This is a genomic window from bacterium (genome assembly GCA_040755755.1).
Taxonomy (GTDB): domain Bacteria; phylum SZUA-182; class SZUA-182; order DTGQ01; family DTGQ01; genus DTGQ01.
Genome location: JBFLZW010000031.1, coordinates 41,098 through 54,889, shown reverse-complemented (window position 1 = coordinate 54,889; position 13,792 = coordinate 41,098). Strand labels below are relative to the sequence as shown.

General features: G+C 52.5%; 13 protein-coding genes. 4 read left to right on the top strand and 9 right to left on the bottom strand.

The window, feature by feature from the left end:
* Nucleotides 1–20: 20 nt before the first annotated feature.
* From AB1611_10510 to AB1611_10495, 4 genes are all read right to left on the bottom strand, one after another.
* Nucleotides 21–1,169 (bottom strand): glycosyltransferase, encoded by a 1,149-nt coding sequence (locus AB1611_10510; GenBank protein MEW6380021.1) that lies wholly within the window; start codon nucleotides 1,167–1,169, stop codon nucleotides 21–23.
* 253 nt (nucleotides 1,170–1,422) lie between these two features.
* Nucleotides 1,423–2,844, bottom strand: coding sequence for a sigma-54 dependent transcriptional regulator (locus tag AB1611_10505; GenBank protein MEW6380020.1), 1,422 nt, complete (start codon nucleotides 2,842–2,844; stop codon nucleotides 1,423–1,425).
* Nucleotides 2,845–2,904: 60 nt separating this feature from the next.
* A complete protein-coding gene (locus AB1611_10500; GenBank protein MEW6380019.1) occupies nucleotides 2,905–4,518 on the bottom strand; it encodes an ATP-binding protein in 1,614 nt (537 codons plus the stop codon).
* A complete protein-coding gene (locus tag AB1611_10495; protein MEW6380018.1) occupies nucleotides 4,500–4,754 on the bottom strand; it encodes a hypothetical protein in 255 nt (84 codons plus the stop codon). The genes AB1611_10500 and AB1611_10495 overlap by 19 nt, the downstream gene beginning before the upstream one ends.
* A gap of 802 nt (nucleotides 4,755–5,556) precedes the next feature.
* Here AB1611_10495 and AB1611_10490 point away from each other — a divergent pair.
* From AB1611_10490 to AB1611_10475, 4 genes are all read left to right on the top strand, one after another.
* Nucleotides 5,557–6,162, top strand: coding sequence for a superoxide dismutase (locus AB1611_10490; protein ID MEW6380017.1), 606 nt, complete (start codon nucleotides 5,557–5,559; stop codon nucleotides 6,160–6,162).
* A gap of 63 nt (nucleotides 6,163–6,225) precedes the next feature.
* A complete protein-coding gene (locus AB1611_10485; GenBank protein ID MEW6380016.1) occupies nucleotides 6,226–6,888 on the top strand; it encodes a phosphoribosyltransferase in 663 nt (220 codons plus the stop codon).
* Between the two features lie 45 nt (nucleotides 6,889–6,933).
* On the top strand, nucleotides 6,934–7,338 hold the full coding sequence (locus AB1611_10480; GenBank protein ID MEW6380015.1) for a gamma-glutamylcyclotransferase family protein: 405 nt from the start codon (nucleotides 6,934–6,936) through the stop codon (nucleotides 7,336–7,338).
* A 13-nt stretch (nucleotides 7,339–7,351) separates the two neighbouring features.
* Nucleotides 7,352–7,972 (top strand): LysE family transporter, encoded by a 621-nt coding sequence (locus AB1611_10475; protein MEW6380014.1) that lies wholly within the window; start codon nucleotides 7,352–7,354, stop codon nucleotides 7,970–7,972.
* Nucleotides 7,973–8,573: 601 nt separating this feature from the next.
* On the opposite strand, the gene AB1611_10470 is transcribed toward AB1611_10475, so the two are convergent.
* From AB1611_10470 to AB1611_10450, 5 genes are all read right to left on the bottom strand, one after another.
* Nucleotides 8,574–9,293 (bottom strand): ABC transporter ATP-binding protein, encoded by a 720-nt coding sequence (locus AB1611_10470; GenBank protein MEW6380013.1) that lies wholly within the window; start codon nucleotides 9,291–9,293, stop codon nucleotides 8,574–8,576.
* Nucleotides 9,287–10,102 carry an ABC transporter ATP-binding protein gene (locus AB1611_10465; protein MEW6380012.1) on the bottom strand — a complete coding sequence of 272 codons (816 nt, stop codon included), beginning with the start codon at nucleotides 10,100–10,102 and terminating at the stop codon, nucleotides 9,287–9,289. Before AB1611_10465 ends, AB1611_10470 begins: the two co-directional genes overlap by 7 nt.
* 2 nt (nucleotides 10,103–10,104) lie before the next feature.
* Complete coding sequence (locus tag AB1611_10460) at nucleotides 10,105–11,154, bottom strand: branched-chain amino acid ABC transporter permease (protein MEW6380011.1); 1,050 nt, start codon at nucleotides 11,152–11,154, stop codon at nucleotides 10,105–10,107.
* 213 nt (nucleotides 11,155–11,367) lie between these two features.
* A complete protein-coding gene (locus AB1611_10455; GenBank protein ID MEW6380010.1) occupies nucleotides 11,368–12,294 on the bottom strand; it encodes a branched-chain amino acid ABC transporter permease in 927 nt (308 codons plus the stop codon).
* Between the two features lie 261 nt (nucleotides 12,295–12,555).
* A complete protein-coding gene (locus AB1611_10450; GenBank protein MEW6380009.1) occupies nucleotides 12,556–13,695 on the bottom strand; it encodes an ABC transporter substrate-binding protein in 1,140 nt (379 codons plus the stop codon).
* Nucleotides 13,696–13,792: the final 97 nt, after the last annotated feature.

Sequence of the window (13,792 nt, the reverse complement as noted above, 5' to 3'; positions counted from 1 at the left end):
GATATCCTTTCCGGCAAATCTCACGGCAAGACCGTTCTATCCACAGATTCCCACAGGTGCATGGGTTTGATCATGCTCATAAGGCCAGCAAGCAGATAATACTGGTGCCAGACAAATGAGGTCAAAAAATTGCTCTTGATTGCCCCCAGGAGAATAACCCCCAGGACGGAGAGCACATAGAGCAAACCAAACACGATGCCGGTAAAACCGGGAAGCCGAAAAAACCAGAGCCCCCAAAACAGTATCGTTATCCCGCACAGAGGAGGGACCAGAAAGAACATGGCCATCCGAAGCGGCAGGACTATCATGCCGAATTTTCCGTATTTGCGGTTAAACAGCATCCCTCTGGCCGCCCAGGTGGATTCCAGAAGCCGGGATGCCCGCCGGATCTTCTGTCTTCGCTGCTGAGACAGCATGGTCGGAATCCACTCCAGGAACCTGGCAGACGAGATGTATTTGGCCTGATACCCGTTGCGGATAACCGAAAGAGCCATATTGGTATCGCTGGCCCCCTTGTGGGGATTCATAGGGCTGTAAGCCCGTTTCCTGAGAGCTATCAGTGGGCCGTTAAAGCAGTAGGTGCTGTGCAGGGAGCTTTCCCAGGAGCAGATTCTGCCGAAAACCTCCCGGTAGGGCTTCTCGACCCCGGTGGATAGATGCTGGCCGTCGATGAGCGGCACCAGTTCTCCGCAGGCCGCGCCGATCCTCTCGTCATTCTGCAGGACAGCCACCATTCTCTTGAGGGCCTGATCTTCCAGAGTCACATCGGCATCGGTGGTTATCACGATATCGTATACCGCATGCTTCATCCCTTCGTTATAATTATAATTCGTTCCTTTTCGGGTGTCATTTGAAACCACGGTGCCGCTGATCTGATATCGAGCCAGGGCCTCCTGAGCAACCTTGCCGGTCTGGTCGGTCGAGGCATCGTCGATGATCACCACCTGAAGCAGTTCTCTGGGGTAGTCAATCTCAGCCAGATTCCCGATCTTTCTCTCCATGACCTTTTCCTCGTTCCGTGCCGGAATAAGTACGGAAACGGGAATGTATTCTTTCAGCTCATCCGGGGGCTGGTATTGTTCCCCTCTGATCACGGCCAGGAAGTAGATTCCATAGATGAGCAGACAAAACCCCGTGGAAAACCCTCCAAACAGGAAAAGCAGGGACATCACGCGGTGATCTCCAATACCTCAATGGCAGCTATAAGTCACAGTTTAAGTTGATTATGTTCTCAAAATGGCAAGGAAAAAGCAAGAGAAAAAAGCCACCGGGGATCCCTGATGCTTAAGCCGCTCTCTTAACCGGCGGACAGAAGCCAACAAGGGAAGGATATGGAATAAAAAGATAGGCATTGATGAGATTAGCCTCAGAAAGGGAAGAGAGGAGAAACTGACACCAGAGGGGAAATCTCCTCTTGAGAGCTCACTCCTCGTCCGGCTCGTTCTTTCCCTTGATTGGCACGGCAATATCAAGCTGTTTCATCCGGTACTTCAGGGTGCTCAAGGGGATGCCCAGGGCTTCGGCGGCTTTGGTTCTTTTCCATTTCACTCTTTCCATGACCTTCAGGATAAAATTCCGCTCAAAGGTGGTACAGGCTTTTTTCAGCAGATCTTCTGATGAGCCCTGGCCGCTCTGGCTGATGCTGTCCAGATAGGAGATGTAATAGTCTACGGGGATATCCGCAGGAGAAATAACATCCCCTCCGCAGACGGCCACCAGCCGTTCGATGAGATTTTCCAATTCCCTGATATTGCCCGGCCAATGGTAGCTGGTCAGCACCTCCAGGGCCGAATCGGTCAGGCCGTCTACTTTCTTCCCAAATTTCTGGCTGTATTTCCTGACGAAGAAATCCGCTAACAGGGGTATATCCTGGGCCCGCTCCCGCAGCGGTGGGAGATGAATGGGAATAACATTCAGCCGGAAATAGAGGTCCTCCCTGAAGGTTCCCTGGCTGACCGCCTGCTTCAGGTCCCTGTTGGTGGCTGCGATGAATCGTGTATTCACGTGGATGACCTTACTGCCGCCGATCCTTTCTATTTCTCCTTCCTGCAGTGCCCGCAGAAGTTTGGCCTGAAGATCGTAGCGCAGGTCGGCGATCTCATCCAGGAACAGAATACCCTTATGGGCCAATTCAAATTTTCCGATATGCTGGTGGGTTGCACCGGTGAAGGCTCCCTTTTCGTGTCCGAAGAGGGTGCTTTCCACCAGTTCCGGCGGGATGGAGGGCAGGTTGACGGTTACGAAGGGGATGGCCGGATCATCTCCTTCCTGATAGATCATTCTGGCTATGAGCTCTTTTCCTGTACCGCTTTCGCCGGTAATCAGAACAGTGGCCGGAAGTTTGGCCACTCTTTGGACCAGGGAGTAGATTTCCTTCATTTTCGCGGTGGTGCCCAGGACAAAGTCGCTGCGGACAAGCTGCTTCATTTCGGACCGGAAGTAGAGCAGCTTTTTCCGGTCGTTTTGCTTCTCCAGTGCTCTGGCCACCAGGTTCAGAACCGAATCATAGTCAAAGTCTTTGGTGACGTAATCATAAGCGCCCAATTTTATGGCCTTGACCGCGGTTTCGAGCTCCTTGACCACGGTAATCATGATCACTTCGATATCTTCATGCTGGTCCTTAATGATCCTGAGCACTTCAAGGCCATCGATGCCAGGCATCATGATGTCCAGGAGAACCAGGTTTATCTCGGTGTTTTTGACGATCTCAAGAGCAGTCTCTCCATCGGGAGCCTTGATCACCCGATAGCTTCTTTTTAAAATTGCCTCCAGCGTGTCCCTGGTGTTTTCGTTATCCTCGACGATGAGGATGGCCGGCAGGTCTTTTCCCCTTTGGAATTCCATACGATGCCCTCATAATAAGGATTTTACGGGAGTTTTTTTGAGCCCCTGGTTGCACCCCACTCAACAGCAGTTTTTTACCTTCTGGCTGTTATCAGTCTGAGAGAGTGGAAAAAAGACCTCAAACGTAGTCCCCTGATTGACTTTACTCTTGAATTGAATCAGTCCCTGATGTTTAAGAACTATCTCCCTGGCTACGGATAAACCAATGCCAGTCCCTTCTCCCTCCTTTTTGGTGGTAAAGAAGGGATCAAATACTCTCTTTTTATCCTTTTCAGCTATACCACAGCCATTATCCTTTACATACCCTATGACATACCTGCCATCAGGGCTCATTTTCGAGCCAATGGTCAATACCCCGTGTTCAGGATTCGATTGCAGAGCGTGAGCAGCATTGATCATTAAATTGAGGAAAACCTGCTCGATCTGGTCACGATCACCATAGACGGCGGGTGATTCCGGCAGATATTTTTTTTCAATCCGGCAATTTTTTACCAGTCCCACCGTATGCTGGACAACTGCCAGGGCAGCGTCAATCGTCTCGTTGAGGTCAACATCGGAAAGCTCATTTTTTGAAGGGCGGCTCAGGGAGGTGAGGTCTTGAGCCAATTTCTTGATTCTCTGGCCTTCTTTAATGATCAGATCGAGATTTTCATTCCCTTCATTCTGACTGGCCATCAGTTGGGCCATGCCGATAATACTGGTGAGGGGATTATTGATTTCGTGAGCGACCCTTCCCGCCAGTGTCCCCAGCATGGCCAGCTTTTCCGAATGGATCAATTGCTCCTGGAGCTCCCGCTCTCTGCTCAGATCCCGCTGATATTTGACAAACAGTTTTACCTCGCCGTTTTCAAAAACAGGAAATATGGACAACTGATAGGCCATTTCTTTCCCCTTGCAGGAAATTCTCCGTTCAACCTGGTGAAATGGTTTTTGTGTCCTTAGTACAGAGTGGGCGGGACAATCCGGACACGGGGCGTATCTTTGATGAAAGACGGTATAGCATGGCTTTCCAATTACCTGTCTGAAATCTTCCAGGCCGCACATTTCAAGGTTTTTTTTGTTTATCATTATTACGGTATACTGCCTGTCGATAACGGCGACCCCATCGTAAATGGCATCCATTGCTTTCTGCAGGATAGCTTTGGACCTGAGAATGGAGCTGCTGATTTCCTGAATTTCCCCGGCGTCCCTGATCATCAGGTAAGCCGCCGGCCGGCCTTGAAAAGATATCGCCGTGCTTAAAAGCTCAGAGCTGAGCCTCATCTTGCCTCTTTTGGTCGGAATACAGAAGTGGCACCTCATGCTGCCCGCTTCACCACCCGTAACCGCAAGACCCTCAAGGACGCGGGACCGATCTTCAGGAGCAAGGAACTCTTCAAATTTCCTGCCGATCAGCGGCAAATCCATCTGGCAGCCCAGGAATTGATAGGCCGTTTTATTCACATAGGCTATTTCCCCTTCCTGGACGACCATGCATCCATAAGGGCAATTATTCATCAAAGCCTCATATTCCTGAACCTGCTTCTTCAATACCTGGTTCTCGATTTCCAGCGACAGGGTCCTCACTGCCTCTCCATAGCTTCGCTTATTGATATTTTCCGGTTTCACCATCCCCTGTATCTCCTTCCATACCATCTTGCCTGCTGCCTTGATAACTATCTCATGGTAACGCATTCAACATTCATCTTCGCTACTACTCTGGATTGATAAGCTATCGGCAGCACAACATAGGCATTTTTTTCCAGCCTGTCAAAATCATCATCATCAATAATAATTTTATCGCAGTTGTCAAAATCAACCTCTAAAAAATAGCTGGTCTGATCGGCTGTTTTTTTTGTTTGAAAAAACTTGATTTCATATTGTATATCATTCAGCCAGATAAGTCCGCTTTTAATAAGTCTTTTTTCCATGATATTATTCTCTCCTCCCCGGTAAAGAGGTGTACACAACCATAAAAGTCTCCTGTTGACAGTGATATTTATTGTTGATTGTTATTGAATTGTTCGCTATATTGACTGCATCTTCTGAAATGCCCGGGCTGACTGATATATAAGCAAGCTTGGGGCCAGAATGAATAAAATACTCTAAAAAAGTTTCCGGCCTCTGTTTTTCCGGGGCTTCCCAGGGTATTCAGTTGACTGGCTTCCGATGACCGAGGGAGAAATCACCGGCCAACTTTTTGGCCGTTTTTCGATTATCGACCCCTTTTAATAGTCTTAACATATTGATTATTGACTATTTTTAATCACCGGCCAACTTTTTGGCCGTTTTTCGGTTATCGACCCCTTTTAATAGTCTTAACACATTGATTATTGGCTATTTTTAATCACCGGCCAAGATCTTGGCCGATTTTAGATGCTCTGGTAATCAGTCAACTTCCTCCTCGTTTCTGGTGAGAATGACCGATGTAAGTGAAAGATGATCCAGTCGGGATGATAAGAACAGGAATGACACCTGGTCAGTGACTGGAAATCGTGATGATGAGGAGAAGAAGGAGGAGGAAGAAAGCACATGGTAACCGGATTATTAGCCTGTCAGGAGGTCAGAGGCAGGTTTTGGGCAGTGATAGTGGTAGCCCTGACAGTAATGGCAGCGGGACTTTGTTTCTCCCCTGCGTATGCAGGAGAGAAGCAGACCGCAAGCCAAAAGGTTCAGGCTGCGGGTAATTTTCAAGGTTATGAGAAAGGGAGCAGGGAAATGAAACAGGAAATCATGAAGCATGAAGTACCCCCATTGCCGTATGACTATAACGAACTGGAGCCGTATTATGATGAGGAAACCTTGCGTCTTCACCATGATAAGCACCATGCTGCATACGTAAAAGGACTCAACCTGGCAGAGGAAAAACTGGCCGAGGCCCGAAGGGCGGGAGATTATTCCCTGGTCAGGCATTGGGAGCGCTCTATGGCTTTCAATGGGTCAGGGCACCTTCTGCACAGCATCTTCTGGACCAACATGGCCCCGAACCGTGACGGCACCCTCCGCAACCCGTCAGGTGCATTGGCTGATCAGATTACCCGCGATTTTGGCAGCTACGATGCATTCAAGAAACAGTTCAGCTCGACTGCCACGAGTGTGGAAGGCAGCGGGTGGAGCATCCTCGGATGGATGCCGGAATTTGGCAAGCTGGTCGTTCTGGAAGCTGAAATTCACCAGAATCAGACCTTGTGGGGCATTAAACCACTGCTGGTTGTGGATGTCTGGGAACATGCATATTACCTCAGATACCAAAATCGCCGGGCGGAATGGATTGAAAACTGGTGGTATCTGGTCAACTGGGATGATGTGGCCAAACGGTTTGACCAGGCCCGCAAATAGGCCAGGAGATTCATGATGATAAATAACCTGGTGTTTCAGGTAATTAACCGGCTCAAGGAGTAAATGATGTTCTTTCGTGATCGAAAGGATGCCGGACGTCAGCTCGCCAGGCACCTCATACAGTACCAGGACCAGGAGCCGCTGATCCTGGCCCTGCCACGGGGCGGAGTGGTGGTCGGATTCGAAATCTCCATAAACCTGAAAGCCCCGCTCGATGTGATTGTAGCCCGCAAGATCGGTGCGCCCGGCATGCCGGAATACGGCATCGGTGCCATTGCTCCGGGTGGTGTCCTCATTTTGGATGAGCGCCCTATCCGGATGCTTGGCATCCCGCGGGAGGAGATCGACCTGATCGCTGACCGGGAGAGGGAGGAGATGCAGCGGCGCATCGAACGCTATCGCGGTGGCCGTCCCCTGCCCGATGTTCGTAACCGGACCGTGATTCTGGTAGATGACGGCATCGCCACCGGAGTAACGGCCCGGGCGGCGATTCAGGCTATCCGCCAGCAGGAGCCGCGGCAGCTCATCCTTGCCTCTCCGGTATGTGCCCCGGATACGGCCAGGCTGCTCAGAGCCGAAGTCGATGATTTTGTCTGCCTCGAAACACCCCCTGATTTTCGGGCCATCAGTCTGTGGTACGATGACTTCAGGCAGACATCGGATGAGGAAGTCGTAGACCTGCTCAACCGCTCCTGGCACGGCCAGGAGCAGGAAAGTGGTCAGTGATCAGTGGCGAGTCAGTGGTCAGTTAAAAAAAGAATGCCGCCGGTAATGGACGAGACAGAATATCTCTTTGTCTATGGAACCCTTCGCAAATGCCGGAATCATCGCCTGCACTCTGTCCTGGTTCAGCATGCCGATTTTATCGGCACGGGGACATTGAGAGGCAGACTCTACCGGGTGGGTGAATACCCTGGGGCTGTCCCCTCGACCTCGGTCTCCGATATCATACAGGGAGAGCTCTACGCCCTTCGGGATCGGGACTGTGCTTTCCGGGTCCTCGACGAATATGAGGGCTGCGGCCCTGATGATCCTCAGCCAACGGAATTCCGCCGTGAACGTGCCGCCATCTTTCTGGAAAACGGCCAGGAGGTCAGTGCCTGGGTTTACTGGTATAATCGTCCCACAAACGGGTTGGAGGCTATCCAGTCAGGGGATTTCACTCCGAATGATTGAAGCGTGGACTTTTATGGAGCTCGGTTTCCTGCTGAGGGGTCTCATCATTGGTTTTTCGATTGCTGCCCCTGTCGGGCCGATCGGTGTGCTGTGCATACGCCGCACGTTGGCCGAAGGGCGAGCCTGTGGCCTTATTTCCGGTCTTGGAGCTGCTACGGCTGATGCGATCTACGGCTGTATTGCCGGATTCGGGCTGACGTTTATATCGGGCATCCTGATCAGTCAACAACTATGGTTTCGCCTTATCGGCGGTGTGTTTCTCTGCTGTCTGGGCATCAAGACCTTCCTGGCCAAATCTGCTGAGCAAGCGGCCTCGGCCAATGGAAACGGCCTTGTGGGTGCTTATGCCTCGACATTTTTCCTGACGCTTACCAACCCGGTGACGATCCTTTCCTTTGCCGCGATATTTGCAGGGGTGGGGATAGCGGGCGCACGGGGACATTATCTCTCTGCCGGAATATTGGTCCTGGGTGTATTTATCGGCTCAATCTTGTGGTGGCTTATCCTGAGCTGCGGTGTCAGCGTGTTTCGAGCAAAGTTCAACCTCCCCGGGTTGCAATGGGTCAACAGAATTTCAGGCGCAATTATCACCGGATTCGGTTTGTTTGCTCTCCTGAGCACGGTATTACGTTAGAGCGTTATGGCGGTTCTCAATTGCCTGTACTACAAAAGGACAAAAACAAAGGACACCATAGAGACACAGAGATACACAGAGAAAACCTGAGAGTATACTGCAAACGGGTTAAAACTTTACTTTTTGTCGAGAATTCAGGAGTCAGGAGTCAGGAGTCAGAATAAAGGCTATCTTTTCTTCTGACTTCTGACTCCTGGATTCTGACTCCTAATAAGAAGTTCAATATTCACCCGTTCACAGTATAAAAACCTGTGCCTGAGTAGTTGTATAATAATTGCTGTATCGTTTATATGTGTTCCAAGGGATAGCTATGAAAAAAACTACCGTACTGATATTGATGAAAAACTCCTTGAGCGGGCCGTAGAGGTTACAGAGGGGCGCGATCCAAAAGAGAGGTTATTGAGAAAGGGTTTCGTGCACTGATCCGGCAATATAATAGGGCAACTCTCCGGGAGGATTTAGGAACCTTTGATATCGATTTAACATTGGATGAATTAGAGCAACTGCGAAATGCAGAATAATGGCCATTTCTTAGTGGTCCTCTCGCTAAATACATACGATAGGCGTCAGCCGCGCGGTTTTGGAGTAACCACCAAGCCCCTCACCCCAGATACGCTCTCCTCACCTCCGGATCTTCGGCCAGTTCCCTGGCCGGGCCTTCCAGGACGATCCTGCCTGTTTCCATGAGATACGCCCGGTGAGCATACTTCAGGGCGACATGGGCGTTTTGCTCGACCACCAGAATGGTAGTTCCGGCCTCATTGAGCTGGCGCAGGGCCTTGAACAGCTCCTGCATGAGCACCGGGGCAAGGCCCATGGAGGGCTCATCGAGGAGGATGAATTTTGAAGCGCACATAAAAGCCCGTCCCACAGCCAGCATCTGCTGCTCTCCGCCGCTTAAGGTGTCGGCCCGCTGGTTTTTCCGGTCCGAAAGCCGGGGGAAAAGAGAAAATACCCGCTCGTAGTCCTTCCTGATCTGCCCGTCATCCGTACGGCTGTAGGTGGCAATCTTGAGGTTTTCAAATACGGTCAGATTGCCGAAGATCCTTCTCCCTTCAGGCACCAGGCCGATCCCATGCTCTGCAACGACCTGGTGGGGCTGGGCTTTCAGGAGATCGGTTCCCCGGCAGAGGATGTTCCCTTCGGTCAGGACCGGACCTTCGGGGGGAGGAAGGCGCATGATGCTCATCAGGGTGGTTGATTTTCCGGCCCCGTTGGCACCAAGAAGGGCCACGATTTCCCCTTCCTTCACGTGAAGGGATATACCGTGCAGGGCTTCGATGTTGCCGTACCGCACGTGCAGGTTCTGGATTTTCAGCATGCAGCCTGCCCCCCTTCTTCCGGCTCCTGCTGCTGGCAGGCCGGCGTGTCGTCCTCTCCCAGGTAGGCTTTGATGACCCGCGCATCCCGGCTGATCCGGGATGGCGGGCCTTCGGCAATGATCTTGCCAAAATCGAGGACCTTGATCCACTCACAAAGCGCCATTACCACCCGCATCTGGTGCTCGATCAGCCAGATGGTCAGGTTGAATTTCTCTCTGATCCAGCGGATCAGCTCGATGAGGTTTTCCACCTCGGAGGGGTTCATTCCAGCCGCAGGCTCATCCAGGAGCAGAAGTTTCGGCTTCATGGCCAGTGCCCGGCCAATTTCAACCCGGCGCTGCAGGCCGTAGGGGAGGTTTTTCGGGCACTCCCGGGCATGGTCTTCAAGGTGCAGGATTTCCAGCATTTCCCCGGCAGTCCGGCGAACCTGGCGTTCCGCCTCCCGGTATCTTCCGGTGGCCAGGATCGAGTCGATCAGCCCGTATCCGAGTCGGCAGTGCTGGGACAGGCAGAGGTTTTCCATAACGCTCATGCTGTTCCAGAGCCGGATGTTCTGGAAGGTACGGGCCAGGCCAAGGGAAGTCACTTTGTGGGGCCGAAGACCGGCGATATTCCGCCCCTGGAAGAGGATTTCACCCTCGGTCGGCGTATAGAATCCGCAGGTAAGGTTGAAAACCGTGGTTTTCCCTGCACCATTTGGCCCGATGAGCCCCTGAAGCTCCCCCTCGGCCAGTCGTAAGCTCAACTGATGCACCGCCTGCAGACCTCCAAAAAAGTGGCTGACATTTTTGATTTCCAGGATGGCCATTGTTATAACTCCTCGCCGCCCCTGGGCGGGAAAAGCCAGCCGAGCTTCGGGAAGATATCGCTCAGTTCACGGTTTCCCATGAGACCTTCGGGCCGGACGAGCATCAGGACAATCAGAAAGAAGGGAATCAGGACCCACTTCATGAGCTGCAAGGGGCGCAGCACTTCCATCAGAATGGTGAATCCGACGGCACTCAGCACCGAGCCGCTCAGGGACCCCATGCCTCCCAGATAGACCATGATCATGACCTCGGTGGACTTTAGGATGGTAAAGGAGCCGGGATTGATGTAGCCGAGAATATGGGCAAAAAGGCCGCCGGCAATACCGGCCAGCCCGGAGGAGAGCATAAAGACAACCAGCTTTATCCGCCGGGTGTCCACGCTCATGATCTCGGCGGCTATTTCGTCATCCCGGATGGCAATAATGCCTTTGCCGTAGGTCGAATTGACCAGCCGGTGAATGACGGCAATGGTCAGGCCGGTAAAAATAAAAATCCAGATCATCACCCAGGGAAGGTCGGAAAATTCGGTCATGGTCTCGACCACCCGCTGCATGCCCATAAAACCCCTGGCACCGCCAATGGCCTGGATATTCTCCACCGAGCTTTTGACGATATAATTCACGGCCAGGGTAATAATGGCCAGATAATCCCCCCGTGTTCTGAAGGATGGGATGGCCACCAGGAGTCCGACCAGAGCCGCGCCTGCCCCGCCGATCAGCAGGGTGACCGGAAACAGGGCCAGTGAGGCCGCAGGAAGAAGTGCGGACGGGCCAGCCGCAGCCCCGGATGAAGCAGCGCCGGAGCACATATTCAGAAGCCCCACGTTGAGCACCGAGGTGATATAAGCCCCGACAGCCATAAACCCTGCATGCCCGCAGGAGAACTCTCCCATGTACCCGTTGACCATATTCAGGGAACTGCACAGGATGATATTGATTCCGGCATACATGATCACGAGCTGCAAATAGGCATTGATCCATTCGCCGCGGATAGCGGCGACGATCAGCAGACAGAGGATAAGATACAGAATCGGCACTATGAAGCGTCGCATATTCTTCCTTAAGGACTTGCTCCACAAGGGGGCGAATGCCCCTCATAATCCCTCCCCCTATTGAGGGGGAGGTTAGATGGTGGTGAACAAAAACAATATCTTCCCCATATATTTTAGGCAATGTCATGAGTTTTATACTACTTACCAGGAAAGCCCCTCACCCCAACCCTCTCCCCAGAGGGGCGAGGGAGAAAAATGATCGAATCCCCCGCATCAGATCTTGGTTGCCCTGGCCACTCCGAAGAGGCCGGTCGGCTTGATGGTCAGAAATATCAGGAGCACGCTGAAAGCGATCAGGTCCCGCAGGGTGGATGGAAAGACCGCGGCCACGAAAATCTCGATGAAGCCCAGGAGAAATCCGCCCAGGAACGCCCCCCGGATATCTCCGATCCCTCCGATCACGGCAGCGATGAAGGCTTTCCAGCCAACGAGCGCCCCCATGTACGGCTCAAGCACCGGATACGAAGTGGCGAAAAACACCCCTGCCAGGGCAGCCAGAGCGGAGCCGAGAGCAAAGGTAAATACAATTACCGTATCGGCGGCAATGCCCATCAGCGGCACTGCCATCCGGTCATAGGAAATGGCACGCATGGCCATGCCCAGTCTGGTCTTGTGAATAATCAGCTCAAGGATGAGAAAAACCACAACCGTCGTGGCGATAACCAGGATTTTGATATTGCTGAAGGTAATTCCCCCCAGGGTGTAGATCGACTTGGGCAGAAGTTCCGGAAAGGACCGGCGGCTTGCACCCAGCAGGGCCAGATTGCCGTTTTCCAGGATCAGCCCGGCCATGAGCGCGGTAATCACCACATAGAGCCTGCTTGCACCCTTGCGCCGCAGGGGACGGTAAGCAATCCGCTCGATGGTTACTCCGACCAGGGCGGTCAAAAGCATGGCCGCTACCAGGGTAATCACGAAGACGACTTCATTGGGGAGCATGACCGGAAGCCGGAAGGCATAGGTTCCCAGCAGAAAAGTCGCAATGAAGAACCCGATATACGCCCCGACCATGAAAATATCCCCATGAGCGAAATTTATCAGCAGAAGCACCCCATACACCAGGGTATAGCCAAGGGCTATCAGGGCATAAAAACTCCCCCACTGAAGCGCATTCAGCAGGTTCTGGAAGAAAGCCTCAATGGTCACTCACGCTCTCTCCTTTTTGGTAGTGGTCAGTGGTCAGTGGCGCAAGGCGTTATCCTGCGCAATGGCAAACCTCCAAAAAATTAATCCACAGAGTCTTTCACTCTCTCTCGCTCTCACACCCCATTTCTATACTTTCCTCTGTGTACCTCTGTGCCTCTGTGTCTCTGTGGTGTCCTTTTCTTTTTTCTGCATGTGGTTGCTGGCAACCACTCCAAGTCAGATACCCCTCTCCATCTTCTCCCTCTCCCTCATCCCTCACGGGCATACCGATTCATAAAACTCGAATTCGCCCTGGTTGTTGATTTTGACGATGACCGCGCACTTGATCGGATCACCTTCCGGGGTGAAGGTCATCTTGCCGGTGATGCCCTCGAAATCCCTGATCCTGGCCAACTGGTTCTTGACCGCTTCGCGGTCCTTTTCGACCTTGCCGCTCAATCCTCCGGTGTTTTGAATCGCCGTAAGGAGCAGGCGGATGGAATCCCAGGTCAGGGCAGCGACATCATCAGGAATATAGCCATATTTCGCCTTATAGCTGTCAATGAATTCTTTGGTGGCTCCCCTGGCCCCCGCAGCAGCATAATGGGTGCTGAAGAAAAGCCCCTTGCAGTCATCGCCGCACAGCTTCATCAGCTCTGCCGAACCCCAGCTATCGCTCCCCATGATCGGCTTTTTCCAGCCAAGCTCGTGGGCCTGCTTGACAATGAGGGGAACCTCGTCGTAGTACTGTGGGGTAAAGAGCACATCGGCTCCGGATTTTATGATCTTGGTCAGCTGGGCGCTGAAGTCCCGGTCTTTCGTGGTGAAGGTCTCAAAGGCGACCACTGAGCCGGGTCCGTGGATCTTCTCGAAGGCTGCCTTGAAGTATTCGGCCAGACCTTTCGGATAATCGCTGGCTATGTCGTAGAGTACGGCCGCTTTTTTGGCTTTGAATTCCCTGGTGGCAAAATTGGCGACTACCGGCCCCTGGAAGGGATCAAGGAAGCAGCCGCGAAAGACATAGGGCCGGTCCCTGGTGGCCTGGGGATTGGTTGACCAGGGGGTGATCATCGGTGTCTTGAACGAATTGCAGATCTCACCCGCCGGAATAGCCTGCTTGCTGGCCTGGGGGCCGATGAGGGCCAGGACCTCATCCTGGGTGATCAGCTTCATAGCCGCGGCAGTGGCTGATTCCGCCTTTGACTCATTGTCCTCGTAGATGAATTCGAGCTGATAGGTATCTTTCCCGACTTTGAGCCCTCCGGCGGCATTGATTTTTTGCTTCAGCATTTCAGCCGAATACTTCGAGCCCTCGCCAACCTTGGGGATGTCACCGGTAAGCGGGATGTTGAAACCGATCCTGATTGTCCTGGCTTTGCTCCAGGCACAAGGTGTGAACAGCAAACCGGTTGCCAAAAAAGAGGCTGTGAAGATAGAAACGAACAGAAAAATCCTGCACCCTGATATTTTTCGCACTTTCTCCCTCCTTGCTTTGTGTTGTGCGGGCGATGGG

Coding starts and splice junctions, on each gene's coding strand:
- AB1611_10495 (MEW6380018.1), bottom strand. CDS start 4,754: ATGGAAAAAAGACTTATTAAAAGCGGACTTATCTGGCTGAATGATATA.
- AB1611_10480 (MEW6380015.1), top strand. CDS start 6,934: ATGGACGAGACAGAATATCTCTTTGTCTATGGAACCCTTCGCAAATGC.
- AB1611_10505 (MEW6380020.1), bottom strand. CDS start 2,844: ATGGAATTCCAAAGGGGAAAAGACCTGCCGGCCATCCTCATCGTCGAG.
- AB1611_10475 (MEW6380014.1), top strand. CDS start 7,352: ATGGAGCTCGGTTTCCTGCTGAGGGGTCTCATCATTGGTTTTTCGATT.
- AB1611_10460 (MEW6380011.1), bottom strand. CDS start 11,154: ATGCGACGCTTCATAGTGCCGATTCTGTATCTTATCCTCTGTCTGCTG.
- AB1611_10465 (MEW6380012.1), bottom strand. CDS start 10,102: ATGGCCATCCTGGAAATCAAAAATGTCAGCCACTTTTTTGGAGGTCTG.
- AB1611_10500 (MEW6380019.1), bottom strand. CDS start 4,518: ATGCGTTACCATGAGATAGTTATCAAGGCAGCAGGCAAGATGGTATGG.
- AB1611_10485 (MEW6380016.1), top strand. CDS start 6,226: ATGATGTTCTTTCGTGATCGAAAGGATGCCGGACGTCAGCTCGCCAGG.
- AB1611_10470 (MEW6380013.1), bottom strand. CDS start 9,293: ATGCTGAAAATCCAGAACCTGCACGTGCGGTACGGCAACATCGAAGCC.
- AB1611_10490 (MEW6380017.1), top strand. CDS start 5,557: ATGAAGCATGAAGTACCCCCATTGCCGTATGACTATAACGAACTGGAG.
- AB1611_10510 (MEW6380021.1), bottom strand. CDS start 1,169: ATGTCCCTGCTTTTCCTGTTTGGAGGGTTTTCCACGGGGTTTTGTCTG.